Origin of the sequence: Cupriavidus sp. UBA2010, assembly GCF_002335265.1 — a bacterium.
Lineage (GTDB): Bacteria > Pseudomonadota > Gammaproteobacteria > Burkholderiales > Burkholderiaceae > Cupriavidus > Cupriavidus metallidurans.
Genome location: NZ_DDCI01000020.1, coordinates 223,379 through 238,302 on the forward strand (window position 1 = coordinate 223,379; position 14,924 = coordinate 238,302).

Sequence of the window (14,924 nt, forward strand, 5' to 3'; positions counted from 1 at the left end):
GAAAAGCTCAAGCAGAATCTACCCGCAACCTTCACAGATTCACACAAGTTACTGAAGTAAAAGAGAAAATCTGTGAATTGCTTCGCATCTCCTCGATCAAATTTGTGAAGATTGTGAAATGACGAAATCCCGGAAGATCTTTGTCGGCGCGCGCGTGCGAAGGCTCCGCGAACAGCGCGAGTGGAGCCAGATGGCGTTGGCCGGACGGCTATCGCTATCACTTAGCTATGTCAGCCAGATCGAGAACAACCAGCGCCCCGTGACCGCTGCGGTACTGCTCAAACTGGCCGAAGTGTTTGGCGGCGACGTCGCCCAGTTCTCGGAAGACAAGGATCAGCGGCAACTGGCGGAGCTGGATGCCGCGCTGAAGGACCGCACGGTCTGGTCAGGCGCCATCGGCCCCGCCGCTTTACAGCGCATGAGCGAGCACGCGCCGGATCTTGTCGACGCGTTCCTGAGCCTTTACGCCAGGCATGGCCGCTTGCAGGACGAATACGCCCAGACGGTCGATCGTTTCTATGGCGATCTCGATCCCGGCACGACATCCGAGGCGGTACGCCGCATGGGAGCACCGTTACCGCATGAGGAGGTCCGGGATCATTTCAACCGGCAGAACAACTATCTGGACGCCCTCGATGTATTGGCCGAGGATCTGGCGGGTTCGGCGGCCTTGGTACCAGGCGCACGCAGCGGGCCGCTGCAGCGCTTGCTGCGACAGGATTTCGGCGTCACCGTGGTGGAGCAGTCCGATGGCGAGGCTTGGCTGCGCCGCTTCGACCCCACCCGTAAGCGGATGACCATCCGGGCCGGGCTCAGCGACGCCCAGCAGGCGTTCCAGCTCGCCACCCAATACGCCCTGCTCAGGCATGGCGACATCATCGATACGGAAATCCGCCAGGCCGCGTTTGCGGATGCGTCCACGCAGGAACTGGTGCGCCAGGGGCTATCGCACTATTTCGCGGGCGCGATGCTGCTGCCATATGCCGACTTTCTCGATGCGGCACGACGGGTGCGCTATGACATCGAACTCCTGCAGCAACAGTTCCAGGTCAGCATCGAAACGGTTTGCCATCGGCTTTCCACGCTGCAGCGGCCCCATGCGCGCGGCGTACCGTTCTACTTTGTCCGGCTGGACCAGGCCGGCAATATCTCGAAGCGCCAGAGCGCGACCTCGTTCCACTTCGCCCGCCACGGCGGCGCATGTCCGCTCTGGCATGTCCACGAAGCGTTTGCCCAGCCCGGCCGCATCCTGACTCAGGTCGCCGAAATGCCGGACGGCATCCGCTACTTCGGCATCGCCAGGACGATCGAACGGGGCGGCGGCGGCTTTCGGGCCAGGCGCAAGCTTTTCGCCGTGGGTCTTGGATGCGAGCTCGCGCACGCACGCGAGCTCGTCTACGCCGATCACATCGACATCGATCATCCGTCGGACGTTGCACCGATTGGTCCCGGTTGCCGCGTCTGCCCCAGGCAGGATTGCGTGCAGCGCGCATTTCCGCCTGCGGGCAAATCCATCGTGATCGACAGCAACACGGAATCGCTGGTGTCCTATCGGTTTGCGAAGGATTGACCCGAAGCCGGCGCAGAATTCCGACGCCACGGCCCCAAAAAAGTCGATTCCGATCGGCGCGCTCTGACGGAGCGTTAGTCAGGGTCCCCGCCAGACGCTTGCTAGTGCCGCGCCATCCGAAGCGCCGGCCCGTTCTCCAGTGTGTCTGGATATAGCAGTGCAAGGCCAGTCTGCGCGCCATCAGTTCCTGGTGTGTGCTGCGAGGCGTCAGGTCAGATTGCTTCAGGCGCAGGCTTCGACCTCCGAACAGCCTGAGGCTCACAGCCGAGTAGGTCAGGTTCAGCACGCCGACGTGGGCTGTCAACGCCCTGCTGACTGACCAGCTGAGCGACGCCGATAGGGATATCGCTGAAGCACTCACATGATCCAAATTCATGAATATGTGAGTTTTAACCATTTTACTTCATGGTTATCTGTCGATAGCATCCGCTCCTATTGTTTGTTTGCATTCTCCCAGGCCGAGTTGGTGCTGCAGCGCTACACCAGTGGTCGCGCGCGTGATGCGGTTGACTTTGGCGAGGGCTGGGCGGATGCCGACCAGGCTGTGCCCGAGCTGGCTCAGCGCATGAGACTGCCCCGTGGCCGACATGGCGCATGGACCGAGCGTATGCCATTGCAGCAGTTGGTTTGCACCGTCCTTAACGGGATGGCGGCAAACAGCGAGCAACGGCGGCGGCCCGCTGTGAATGCGCGCTCTCGGCTTGGTCAATGCGCTTGCATCGGTACGCATCGCGTCTCCCGGCACCGCGCAGATCCATCCATATGAAAACAAAGATGACACTTCCACTCCGCGTAGTAGCGGTCTCCGGTGGGCTGCAACGCCCCTCCAAGTCTGCGGCTCTGACAGAGCACCTGCTGGACCTGATCGCTGAAGAAGTCCCGTGCGAGCAACGGCTGGTCGAGTTGGGTCAACTCGCGCCGCAGCTTGCTGGCGCGGTCTGGCGCTCTCAAATGTCCGACACGGTGGAGCGAGAGCTTGCGGCGGTCGAGCAAGCCGACGTCCTGGTGGTGGCAACACCGGTCTTCCGCGGCTCTTACTCGGGCCTGTTCAAGCATTTCTTCGACTTCATTGATCAGGACGCCTTGATCGACAAGCCGGTCTTGTTGGCTGCCACCGGCGGCAGCGAGCGCCATGCCCTGATGATCGACCACCAGTTGCGGCCACTGTTCAGCTTCTTCCAGGCACGTACCTTGCCGTTGGGCGTCTACGCCACCGACAAGGATTTCGTCGACTACCGCCTGCAGAACGAGGCCCTTATCCAGCGGGCCAGACTCGCGGTCCAGCGGGCATTGCCGTTGGTCGAATTGACGCGCCAGACAAGATCCGCCAACGCCGAGGAAATGGTCGCGGCCTGAAACAAGGGCGTAACGGGCACGAAACAAATTCAAATATTCTCTCGGAAACCAGGGCATCAGATCGCTATGAGCAAAGATTTCACATTTGGTATCAAGAGTATTCGTTTCGATGAAGATTACCAACCATCTGACAATACGCGCATAACAACCAACTTTGCCAATCTGGCCCGAGGACAGAGTCGCCAAGAGAATCTGCGCAACACCCTGAGGATGATTGACAATCGCTTCAATAACCTGGCGCATTGGGATAATCCGACAGGTGATCGATATTCTGTCGAGCTCGAAATCGTTTCTGTGGAGATGAATATTGATGCCGCCGGCGGCGATGTATTTCCGTTGATCGAGATACTGAAAACAAACATCATCGACAAGCAAACCAACGAACGCATCGATGGTATTGCGGGAAATAACTTCTCCTCTTACGTGCGAGATTACGACTTCAGCGTTTTGCTGCCCGAGCACAATCATGACAAATCCACGTTTAGCATCCCGGACAACTTCGGTGATTTGCATGGAAAGCTATTCAAGCACTTTGTGAACTCAAGCGTTTACAAAAATCGCTTCGGTAAGCCGCCGGTTATCTGTATCAGCGCTTCCAGCAGCAAGATTTACCATCGAACTGAAAATCATCACCCCATACTGGGCGTCGAATATCAGCAGAGCGAATTATCCTCGACCGATCAATATTTCGAGAAGATGGGGATGCAGGTTCGCTTCTTTATGCCCCCGAACAGTGTTGCGCCTTTGGCTTTTTACTTCCTCGGCGATCTGCTCGGTGACTACACCAATCTTGAGCTTATCGGCACCATCAGCACGATGGAGACGTTTCAGAGAATTTACCGGCCGGAGATTTACAACGCCAATTCTGCAGCGGGAAAACTCTATCAGCCGAGCCTGAAGAACAAGGATTATTCCCTGACGCAGATTGTCTACGATCGGGTAGAACGTAGCGAACTAGCTGTCAAGCAGGGAAAATTCACGGAAGAACACTTCATCAAGCCGTACAGAAGAGTTCTTGAACAATGGGCTAACAATTACGCTCTCTGACCAACCAAAAAAATACGAGATCATCTGTTATGAAAAAGCTATTGCCTACCTCAACTGCTGGCAGCTTGCCCAAACCTTCCTGGCTTGCTCAACCTGAAAAGCTCTGGTCGCCCTGGAAGCTACAAGACGAGGAATTGGTCGAAGGCAAACAAGATGCGTTGCGTTTGTCGCTGCAAGAACAACAGCACGCGGGCATTGATATCGTTAGTGATGGCGAGCAAACGCGCCAGCATTTCGTCACCACGTTTATCGAGCACCTTAGCGGGGTCGATTTTGAGAAACGTGAGACCGTCAGAATTCGCGATCGCTATGACGCGAGTGTGCCGACCGTGGTTGGCGCTGTGAGTCGCCCAAGGCCTGTGTTTGTTGAAGACGCCAAGTTCCTGCGTCAGCAAACCAGGCAGCCCATCAAATGGGCCCTGCCGGGACCCATGACCATGATCGATACGCTCTACGATAGCCACTACAAGAGCCGCGAGAAGCTAGCCTGGGAATTCGCCAAGATCCTCAATCAGGAAGCCAAGGAGTTGGAGGCTGCCGGCGTCGACATCATCCAGTTTGATGAGCCGGCGTTCAACGTCTTCTTTGACGAGGTGAATGACTGGGGAATCGCCACCTTGGAGCGAGCAATCGAAGGCCTCAAGTGTGAAACGGCCGTGCATATTTGCTACGGCTACGGCATCAAGGCCAATACCGATTGGAAGCAGACGCTGGGGTCCGAGTGGCGCCAATATGAAGAATCTTTCCCCAAGCTGCAGAAGTCCAATATCGATATTGTCTCGCTGGAGTGCCACAACTCTCACGTTCCGATTGATCTGATTGAACTCATTCGTGGCAAGAAAGTGATGGTTGGAGCCATCGATGTCGCGACCAATACCATTGAAACGCCGGAAGAAGTAGCAAATACCCTACGGAAGGCGCTTCAATTTGTAGATGCAGACAAGCTGTATCCTTGCACCAACTGTGGTATGGCGCCCTTACCTCGTCGAGTAGCAAGAGGCAAACTAAATGCTCTCAGTGCAGGCGCAGATATCATCCGGGGAGAACTCTCGAGCTAGTGCTGAGCTAAGGTCGTAAATGGTGCGGAGGCATTGAAGCTGTAGTTTGACGGCCGTGAATTGGGCTGCGGCCAGTCCAGTGGACACTGGCCAATGTTTCATCGCGCGGAACTGACTCGTTCACAGTGAGTTCCGCCCCTCCCTCCACGACAATCCCATCGCCTGCACCTGCTGATCTGGCTCAGTGGTCAGATATCCCGACGTCGGTGCGCCGGTGTCGTGCCATTTGCGCGATGGCTACAAAGGCGCCGGTCACACGGCGCGACCGGTTCTTCCAGGGATGACTGAAGCTGCCGCCGTATGCCGAGCCCGTTCCTCAGAATAGCTGAACCTTGATCCCGTGTTTGCGCACAAAAGGGGATGCCGCCAGCTTCTGTTCTCACCAGGCGGGAAGCAACATACCTCCGTATGCGGCCTCATCTTGAGGCACCTTGCGATACCTCTCGTCGCTCCCGCCACAACTCTCAATGACCGAGAGGGGTCGCGGATTCAGCCGGTCAACGCCTTCACTACGCTACGGAATTCGGATTGAGAGCGAAGACAGCGCACTGATGTGCTGCCCGCCCTCCAAGGTAGTTGCTACACGATCTCTACCCCCCTTGCAGTCAATGCGTCATACACTGTATATTTATACAGTATTTTGATTACGCACCCCGGCCCGCAACGACGAACCGGCTCCCCCAATTCCGTGACGACCATTTCCATGTCCCAAGACGACTCCGCCCTTTTGGACGACGACACTTCTCAAATCCATGAGCCCCGGCTTTGGCGAGACAAAGGCTGGACGGCGAAGGTGGTGAAGAACGAGGACGGCGAGGGGTGGGCCGTCGAGATGTTCCGCGACGGCAGCGCGGAACCTGCCCTCGTTGGCCCATGGACAATGGGCAGAAACAAGGTCGATCCGAAACCGCTCGACGCTACCGCGCACCAGACATTGGTGAAGACGGCATCCGAGGTCATCCGCCGGCACGAGCAGCAATTGCACGCGCAGCTCAACAAGCAAGTCTCCATCGAGATCGCCTCGCAGCTCGTGAATGTCAGGTTAGCGATCACGCCAGACGAATTCGAGCCATTCGGCACACTTACTGCCATTGATGCATTCGGGGACGTTCTCGCAAGCGTCAATGTGCAACCGGACTTTCGTTTGACGACGGAAAGCGCAACAAGATGGGCGGATGGCGGATTTGGTCAGATCCGGCATTGATGGGTAGCCAGAGCCGCCCAAAGCCGACCACCGGCCATTCGACGACATTGCCGGCCACAGGCTGCGGATGCGTGTCAGTGAACTGCGAGGCAGGCGGGTAACGGACGGATGCCTGTAGTCAGGTCGATGACCGCCTGTTTAGGTGGCGGTCAGCTTCCGGGTATATCGGGTTTTGAAGGCCCCGCTCGAAATTAATTTGATGTTCAATCGGCGCGGGTGGCAGGACAAGAGACCAGAGTTGGACTCGTACCAACACAATGCAGACTTCAGGGAACGTGGCTACCTAGAGTTCAAGCAACCTGGGGAACCAATCACGGTTCGTGTGACATCGACCGCGGGATTGGATAGAGAATTTGATGCACTACCCGTAAATTCCCACAACGGAACGACCATGGGTCGTGCTCTGGTCCCCACCGAAAACTACAACTCCACCCACCGCTTGGTATGGCCACCAGAATCTGTGGCAGTACCTGGAGGAGCATTACCTAGTGGAGTCTCGGACTTGACTATCTCGGTTGTCGACGTTGGCCAAACACTAGTCGGGGAGAACATTACGGTGATCGTCGGTGCGCCCGTCAAGTTGAAGCGGGTTGCACCGGGCTACGACTGGCTTTGGTGGCTCCACTTCTGGCCGGTCTTTGCGACGCTTCTTGCCATTTACTGCTGCGTGCTGTGCTGGCGCAGCTATCTGGCGGCGCGCAAGTAGGACTTCTGGCTCTGCCCCGCCATTCAAATGTCCGATTTTGGTTATGGACCGGTCTCTGCCATAGGGTTGCCCAAGGGGTCAGACGGGTCGCTCAAAGCCAGTGGGGCTCGGACGTTAGGCATTCAGTGAGAGACGGTCGCAGTGGCGCTGATGAAGCGGCTCCGCGAGGAGAACGGCGATTATCGTTCCGGCACGCTACAACAGGTCTACCGCGCCGTGATCGTCGCAATGGTCGCCGTGTGGATGGTGAAGATGACCATTGACCAGATAGTCAATGTGATCGCCGTGTGGCACCGCTTCGTGCCCGCATCCGGGGCCGTGAACATGCCCGGGCTCGTGCCCCCCACAGTTGTGGTCCGGCGTGCATCGGTCGGGATTCATCGCACTCACTTCAAGTCGGTGCTCGTCGACATGGCCCGCATGTGGATGGTGCAGATGGCCGTCATGCAGAAAATCGACGTGCCCGTTGTGCCGGATTGCCGTATGGCCACAGTTCATGCCATGCCGGTGATGATGATGGGCATGGTGCGGCAGGTCGCAAGTGCTCATGCCTGACTCCCTTCCGATAAAAGGTTGCCGCGCGGTTCAGCGGCAACTGGCTTGCCTGCCAACCATAATAGACGAGCGAATGGCCTGCCATCCCGACGCCCTTGAGCCGCCGCCGAAGCCACACTCAAGACCTGCGTATCAGCATCGATCGATGGGCACTTGCGACGATGTGGAGCCTTGCTCACCTGTCTGGCGATCCAACTGACAAGCTGACAATTCTGGTCAATCCTGCGCAACACGGCCTCTCTACTGAGTGTTTGCTCGTCCGGCTTATCGATGGCAGACTTGCAACAAAGTTGCAAAGAACGTCTGGCTACCTGGCACCTTCGATTCGATCCTCTTCAACGCCCTCCATGCGGCAGCGCTGGTTATCGATCCTGCTGGTCCTGTTCCTGCTATTCGGGCAGTCGGCAGCGGTCGTCCATGCGGTCGGTCACTTGCAGGCTCACCACCAAACGAGCTCCTGTGCGGTACCTGTCGACATAGAGCAATGCGGACCTGCACACGACGTTTGCCCGACATGCCTTGCGCTTGCCGCCATTGCTGTCGCCATTCCCGTGATTGCCTGCTGGATGGTGGCCGCGTGCGAGCGCCGCTGGCACTTCCCTGCACGCTTCAGCCGCCATCTGGCGCTGGCATTTTCACCCCCTGCCCGTAGTCGCGGGCCACCTCTGCTGATCGGAATGTACCGCTAGTTCGCGCGGGCGAGGCGCTAGTCCCGCAGCCCGATCATTCCTGCCCTGCAAAGGTGTTCCATGACCCGTTTTCCGCTACGAGCCGTTGCGGCCGGCGTCACGTCGACGTTCGTCGTTGCCGCACAAGCCCAATCGGCAGAGTCCAATCCGCCAGCGTCACCATCCTCGCCTTCCGCAACGGAACAGCCTGCCACCAACGCAGGCGGCGATAAAACCCTGAACACGGTCGTTGTTTCCGCCAAGCGATTGGACGAGGCTCGCAACGCGCTCTCGCCGGAGACTGGCAGTTCCGTCTATCGCTTCGACAGCACCGATATCCAAACACTGCCGTTAGGCGAAAACACGCCCCTGAACCAGGTGCTGCTGCAGGCGCCTGGCGTCGTGCAGGATTCTTTCGGTCAGTTGCATGTACGCGGTGACCACTCCAATCTCCAGTACCGCATCAACGGCGTCATTGTTCCGGAGCCGATCAGCGGCTTCGGACAAATGCTCGACACGCGCTTTGCCGATGAAATCAAACTCATCACGGGAGCCCTGCCGGCACAGTATGGCTACCGTACCGCCGGCATCGTGGATATCACCACCAAGGGCGCGCCCACCGACGAAAACGGCGAACCAAAAGCCTTCGGTGGCGAAATCGGTACGGTGATCGGCAGCCATGCAGATCATGAGGTCAACGCCCAGATTCAAGGCACCAAGGGGCCATTCAGTTACTACCTGAGCGGCTCCTTCGTGGAGAACAATCTGGGCATCGAGAATCCGACCAGCAGCCCGAATACTATCCACGACCACACCGACCAGAGCAAGGGCTTCGGCATGCTGTCCTATCTGCTCGATGCGGACAATCGGGTCAGCTTCCTGTTCGGCACGGCCAACAACCGCTTTGAGATTCCCAACCGCCCCGGATTGACACCCCAGTTCACGCTGGACGGCGTGACGCCTCCTGCCTCGGAAAACCTGAACGCCAACCAGCGCGAGAAAACCGACTTCCAGATCCTGTCGTACCAGAGCAAGGTGTCGGCGGCGCTGGATTACCAGGTCTCGCTGTTCCACCGCACCAGCCGCATCGACTACTCCCCGGATCCTGTCGGCGACCTTGTCTACGACGGCGTAGCCGCGGACATCACGCGGCGCAACGAGGCGTATGGCGTGCAGGCCGATGCCAGTTACGTACTGAACCCGCGGCACACACTTCGCACCGGGCTATTCGTGCAGCGCGAGAACTTCGGCGTGGACAATACCTCCACGGTATTCCCGGCCGATGCCAACGGTAACCAGACCAGCGGCGTGCCATTCACGATCGTGGATAACAGCAGTCTCTCGGGCACGACGCTGGGCTTCTACCTGCAAGACGAGTGGAAGGCCACGGACAAGCTGACCGTCAACTACGGCGCTCGCTATGACCACGTCAACACGGTAGTGAGCGAGCAGCAGCTCAGCCCGCGGCTCGGGCTGACCTATGACGTGTCCAACACGACACGGGTCCATGCCGGCTACGCCCGGTACTTCACGCCGCCAGCCACGGAGAAGATCGATACCACCACGGTCACGAAGTTCATCGACACCACGAATGCACTCCCCTCCGACGCCAACACGGCCGTACGCTCAGAACGCTCCGACTATTTTGACCTCGGCGTTTCGCATCAGGCGACCCGCAATCTGACCGTGGGCCTGGATGCCTACTATCGGAAAGTGCGCCACCTCCAGGATGAGGGCCAGTTCGGCAATGCGTTGATCTTCTCCACGTTCAACTATGACCAGGGCAAGATCTACGGACTGGAGGGCACGGCAAATTATCATCAGGGCAACTTTGGCGCTTACCTGAATGTTGGCGTGTCGCGGGCGATGGGCAAGGGCATCGAGACCGGCCAGTTCAATTTCTCGCCGGAAGAACAGGCCTATATCGCCAACAACTGGGTCCACCTCGATCACGACCAGACTGTGGCGGCATCGATGGGCACCTCATATCTGTGGAAAGGCAACCTGCTGACCGCCGATGCCATCTACGGCAGTGGGCTGCGCAACGGCTTTGCCAATACCTCGCACCTGGCGGCCTACTTTCAGGTCAACGTCGGTATCGCGCACACCTTTGATCTGCCCACCATCGGCAAGCTCAAGACCCGGTTTACCGTGGTCAACCTGTTCGATCGCTCCTATGAGTTACGAGACGGCACCGGTATCGGTGTCGGCGCACCGCAGTATGCCCCGCGCCGCAGCTTCTATCTGGCTGTGTCCAAACCGTTCTGAGTGGCCCTTGATCTCAACACTGACTCTTTTCAGGAACTACCATGCAAGACCTCGGACTTTCCCATCTCTGGTCGCAAGGCGATCTCGTCATACGCGCGACCGCCATCATTCTGCTGATCATGTCGGTACTGTCTTGGATCGTGATTCTCACCAAGGCGTGGGATCTGGTTCGCATCAAGAAGATGGCGCATGGCGCGGAGAAGCATTTCTGGCACGCCGACGATTTCGACCACGCGCTCGATACACTCGGCGCTAACGGAGCCAATCCATTCCGGACGCTGGCCATCACTGGCCGCGAGGCCACGCAGCACCACCATGCCAGCCAGCCACAACTCCGCGACGTGCTCGACATTTCCGACTGGCTGACCCGTTCGCTCAAGAGCGCGATCGATGAGGCTGTGGGACGCATGCAATCGGGCCTGGCCGTGCTGGCGTCGGTAGGCTCGACCGCACCGTTCGTCGGCCTGTTCGGTACCGTGTGGGGCATCTACCACGCGCTGATCGGCATCGGCGCCTCGGGCGTACCGACCATCGACAAGGTTGCCGGCCCTGTCGGCGAGGCACTGATCATGACCGCCTTCGGCCTGGCCGTGGCGATCCCGGCCGTGCTCGGCTACAACGCGCTGAGCCGTGGAAACAAGGGCGTCATCAGCAAGCTGAACCGCTTCGCGCACGACCTGCATGCTTATTTCGTGACCGGCGCGCGCGTGCGTCCGACCACTGGTGGCACACGCGCCAATGACGCGTCGGTGCGACTGGCCGTCAAGAATAAAGTCTCCTCAGCAGACGCAGGAAGGAGAGCTGCATGGCGCTCGGACGAACCCTTCGCCTAGTGCGTCTGGCCATCGCAGCATGACCGTCGACTGGTTTCCTATGTTGCCCAACGCACGCAGAAAGCGGCCGCCCTTCGGAAGGATGTCGGAAAATGCGCAAAGCAATCTTCGGCCCCAACATTAGCGTAGCCATCCATGGCGCTATGCAGATACACAGCATCACATGACCACGCTTCAAATCATCATCCTGGCCTGTGTCCAAGGCCTTGCCGAGTTGCTGCCGGTTTCCAGTTCGGCGCACGTCATCCTGGCCGAGAAATGGCTGGGGCTGGACCCGACCTCGCCCGACATGACTCTGATGCTTGTGATGTTGCATACGGGCACGATGTTCGCGGTCATCGCCTATTTCTGGCGCTCGTGGCAGCAGACGTATTTCTCATCGACCAAGGCACTGTGGAACAACGGTGTCCTGCTGGCGGTGGCCACGGCAGCCACGGGCGTCGTCGGGCTGGCCCTGCTGTACATCATCAAGCATGCCGTGATGGGCGGCGCCGACAGCTTCGAGGTGGAACACCTCTTTGGCAATACCAGGCTGATGGCGGTCAGTCTGGCTGTGGCTGGCGTTCTGATCATCGTGTCCTCTAGGCGCTCCAGTACAGCCACCGAAGACCTGACTGGCCAGCGAGCCCTTTGGGTTGGTGCCGTGCAGGGGCTGTGCCTGCCTTTCCGCGGACTGTCGCGTTCGGGCGCGACGATCTCCTGCGGGATGCTGCTGGGTGTGGAGCGCCGCCGCGCCGAGGAGTTCAGCTTCGCGCTGGCCGTAGTGCTGACGCCAGCCGTCATCGCCAAGGAAGGCTATCGCTTCTTCAAGGCGCATGCGGGCGCAACTGACGGCCTGCTGCACCTGCTGGCACCGAGCCTGCTAGGCATGGTGTTCAGCTTCATCGCCGGCTTGGTGGCCCTGCGCTGGCTGTCGCGCTGGCTGGAGCAGGGGCGCTGGTACCTGTTCGGCTGCTACTGCCTGGTCGCGTCGGTTGTCGTGTGGACGTTCGCCGGGTAAAGCTGCGCCTGCTCGAGCCGTGCCTGCCATTCTTACCAGCCCAGATGACTGCGCCGCACCCGACGTCACTCCCTGATGGCGCGCCGAAAAGTGCGCCCTTCATTCACGCGTGCAGAGCCATCGCGGATGGGTGGATCGGCCCGGGCATTTTGTGAATCAAGATTTGCACGCGCAGAGAGTCCGATCCACGGGAAGTTGATGTCGGGAATCCGCAGCCTGCCACCGCCCCGAAGTTCTTGCTCGATCACTGCGTTGCGTGCGAAGTCGAACACACGGCCACGAATCGCCTATGCACACTCCTGGGGCAGGCCCGCGTTGAGCCAGCCTGCGATCCCTTGATCGCCCCCGCTAGTCCCCCGGCTACGGGGGTGCCTTTTTTTGAGATCAATGAATGCGGATCAGCAGAGCTATCGGACTTTAGCTTGGCCACCCATGCCTCATGGCCTGCAGCGACACGGCCACTGTCAAGCCGTTCCCTTTTTGACGCCGACTGCTCGGCCTTGCGGTGACGTTCGGCCGCTCCTTATCGGAACCCTCGCGCTGCAAGTGCGCGAGGAGATCGCCAATAGGCATCGATTTGGCAAAGAGCCCCCCTGACGATACTTCGCGTTGTGCCCGGCAAGGTAGCAAGCCTGTGCTGGCGTCCACGGCGTTTAGCACCGCAGGGGCGGCCGGGCAGACCGATGTTGATCGCGCGCAGATTGTGCAGCCTCGGTGCTTCCACTGTCATCGAAGGCAATGGCCTTGGCGCGACAAGTAAAGATCGATCTGCTCGCAAGCCGTACCTTGAACTCTCCAGTAAGTCGGTGCCCGGAATCCTCCGAGACCACAGGAGCATCAAAATGGCTGCAGCGAGCATGGCGCTGAGCCGATCCATCGAGTACAGCCAGCGTCACCTGAGTCTGAATGTCCGGCGCGGTCTCCTGTTGCTCTTCCTGCTCATCCAGGCAGCATCCATCGGTGCCTACCTGATGTTCGAACGGGCACGTATCGAGAACGACACGGTACGCGTCCTGCGCAACACGGCCTTGCTGAAGGCGGAGCAATTCGACACCAGCCTCCAGGCCATGCGCTATCAACTGCGTGTCGTTGGCGACGCCGTATTGCTTAACCGCGATGTCCCCATCGCTGACGCCGAGCCGTTCCTCGAACGTGAACTGGCCCAGGGCTGGCTGGACGCCGTGTTCATCACTAATGCAAACGGCGACATCATCGGCAGAAGCAGCATCTTTCCAGTCGACCAGGCCCTGCTCGACAGTTTTCGGGAAGGCCCCGTGTCCAGGGACCTTCGCCAGCCGGGCGTGAACGAGAGGCTTTTCTTCTGGCGTGGCAATACGAGCCATTCGGACTCCCAAGGCTTCCTCGTCTATCGCGCCGTGTACGACGCAGAGGGGCGCTACCTGGGCAGCATCATTGGCTACCTCGCCAATGCCACCTTGAAGCGGCGGTACCTGCAGATCGAGATACGGGGCTTTGACCTCGGCGCAGGAGGTGTCGTGACCGTGGTCGACCGCGACAGCGGCCACGTACTAGCCCGGATGGGTGGATACCCGCCGCTCCCCGGTTATGCGGACGCGTCCGTCGCACGTCAGATGGTTCTGGCCGGCGATACAGCGCTGCAGGTCCACCGCTTCGTCTCGCTCATCGACGGCGTGCGCCGGTACGGTGTGTTCCTGAACATCAACCAGGGAAGATGGGTGATGGTGGTGGCCGCATCCGACAAGGCCTTCCTGCATGGCTGGCACATGCGCGCGTGGCTGGGCGCCGGTGCGTTTCTTGCCATGGCCGTCCTGCAGTGGATGCTATTGCACTATGCGAATGACAAGTTCCTGCAACGCGAACGCCTGGCCCGGCAGGCCCAGTACGATCCCCTGACCGAACTGGCGAACCGTCGGCGCTTCGACGAGTGGGCCCGGGTCGCGCGCAGCCAGGCGCGGCGCCATGGACAGCCCCTGAGCGTGATGTCCTTCGACCTGGACTTCTTCAAGCGGGTCAACGACACCTACGGACATGACGGCGGCGATGCCGTACTTAGGCACGTGGCCCGCCTGTTGCGGAGCGCCCTGCGTGAAGGTGACATCGCCGCCCGTTTCGGCGGCGAGGAATTCGTCGCAGCCCTGACCCATGCTTCCCTGAAGGGAGCGGTGGAAACGGCCGAGCGCATTCGCGCGAGGATTGCCGCCGAACCGGTGACGTTCAATGGCCAGTCCATCGCGATCACCATCAGCGTCGGAGTCGCCCAGATTACGTCGGAAGAATTGGCCGCGAGCGACAGCATGGCTGCGGCGCTTGCGCGCGCCGACCACGCGTTGTACCAGTCCAAGAAGAATGGACGCAACCGTGTCTCTGTGGCCAGCCCAATGGCAGTGACTCATAACTGCTAGCTTTATCAAGAACCAATCAGTCATGAGCGGGGCCTGCGGTCGGGTTCCGCCTCAGCAACGGGCGGGCGCGGGCCTCCAAGCCCGTCGCCCGAAGCTGCAAGGCCCAAGGCGCCCCTGGCCAAGCGTTCGAGCATCGAGACACCATTTCGATATATCCGGCGTTGCCTTCGTATCACCGGAGCACAGCAGCAACGCGCACCACAGGCTGAATGTCACGTGTTCCACGAATCGGCGATTTCACCCTAGAATCCGGAATTCTGTCCGAACAAGCAAAC

At 59.4% G+C, this 14,924-nt stretch carries 12 protein-coding genes; all 12 read left to right on the forward strand.

The features are described 5' to 3' along the window. Positions 1-118 precede the first annotated feature (118 nt). The 12 genes from B2246_RS15630 (at position 119) to B2246_RS15685 (ending at position 14,649) form a co-directional block, all read left to right on the forward strand. Positions 119-1,570 carry a short-chain fatty acyl-CoA regulator family protein gene (locus B2246_RS15630; RefSeq protein WP_008652024.1) on the forward strand — a complete coding sequence of 484 codons (1,452 nt, stop codon included), beginning with the start codon at positions 119-121 and terminating at the stop codon, positions 1,568-1,570. Positions 1,571-1,931: 361 nt separating this feature from the next. Next, on the forward strand, positions 1,932-2,336 hold the full coding sequence (locus B2246_RS15635; protein ID WP_186426671.1) for a hypothetical protein: 405 nt from the start codon (positions 1,932-1,934) through the stop codon (positions 2,334-2,336). Positions 2,337-2,344: 8 nt separating this feature from the next. After that, the gene (msuE, locus tag B2246_RS15640) at positions 2,345-2,926 is read left to right on the forward strand and encodes an FMN reductase (protein ID WP_008652026.1); all 582 of its coding nucleotides are present in this window, start codon (positions 2,345-2,347) and stop codon (positions 2,924-2,926) included. A gap of 66 nt (positions 2,927-2,992) precedes the next feature. Beyond that, positions 2,993-3,973, forward strand: coding sequence for a DUF1852 domain-containing protein (locus B2246_RS15645; RefSeq protein WP_008652028.1), 981 nt, complete (start codon positions 2,993-2,995; stop codon positions 3,971-3,973). 29 nt (positions 3,974-4,002) lie between these two features. Then, a complete protein-coding gene (locus B2246_RS15650; RefSeq protein WP_286881933.1) occupies positions 4,003-5,031 on the forward strand; it encodes a methionine synthase in 1,029 nt (342 codons plus the stop codon). Between the two features lie 703 nt (positions 5,032-5,734). Beyond that, the gene (locus B2246_RS15655) at positions 5,735-6,235 is read left to right on the forward strand and encodes a hypothetical protein (RefSeq protein ID WP_008652030.1); all 501 of its coding nucleotides are present in this window, start codon (positions 5,735-5,737) and stop codon (positions 6,233-6,235) included. 502 nt (positions 6,236-6,737) lie between these two features. After that, complete coding sequence (locus B2246_RS15660) at positions 6,738-6,941, forward strand: hypothetical protein (protein ID WP_152564913.1); 204 nt, start codon at positions 6,738-6,740, stop codon at positions 6,939-6,941. 141 nt (positions 6,942-7,082) lie between these two features. After that, positions 7,083-7,496, forward strand: coding sequence for a hypothetical protein (locus B2246_RS15665; protein WP_187192369.1), 414 nt, complete (start codon positions 7,083-7,085; stop codon positions 7,494-7,496). 749 nt (positions 7,497-8,245) lie between these two features. Next, positions 8,246-10,432, forward strand: a complete 2,187-nt coding sequence (locus B2246_RS15670; RefSeq protein ID WP_286881932.1) for a TonB-dependent receptor — start codon at positions 8,246-8,248, stop codon at positions 10,430-10,432. A gap of 41 nt (positions 10,433-10,473) precedes the next feature. Then, a complete protein-coding gene (locus tag B2246_RS15675; protein WP_008652034.1) occupies positions 10,474-11,265 on the forward strand; it encodes a MotA/TolQ/ExbB proton channel family protein in 792 nt (263 codons plus the stop codon). Between the two features lie 163 nt (positions 11,266-11,428). Next, on the forward strand, positions 11,429-12,265 hold the full coding sequence (locus B2246_RS15680) for an undecaprenyl-diphosphate phosphatase (protein ID WP_008652036.1): 837 nt from the start codon (positions 11,429-11,431) through the stop codon (positions 12,263-12,265). Between the two features lie 683 nt (positions 12,266-12,948). Then, positions 12,949-14,649 (forward strand): sensor domain-containing diguanylate cyclase, encoded by a 1,701-nt coding sequence (locus B2246_RS15685; RefSeq protein ID WP_286881931.1) that lies wholly within the window; start codon positions 12,949-12,951, stop codon positions 14,647-14,649. Positions 14,650-14,924: the final 275 nt, after the last annotated feature.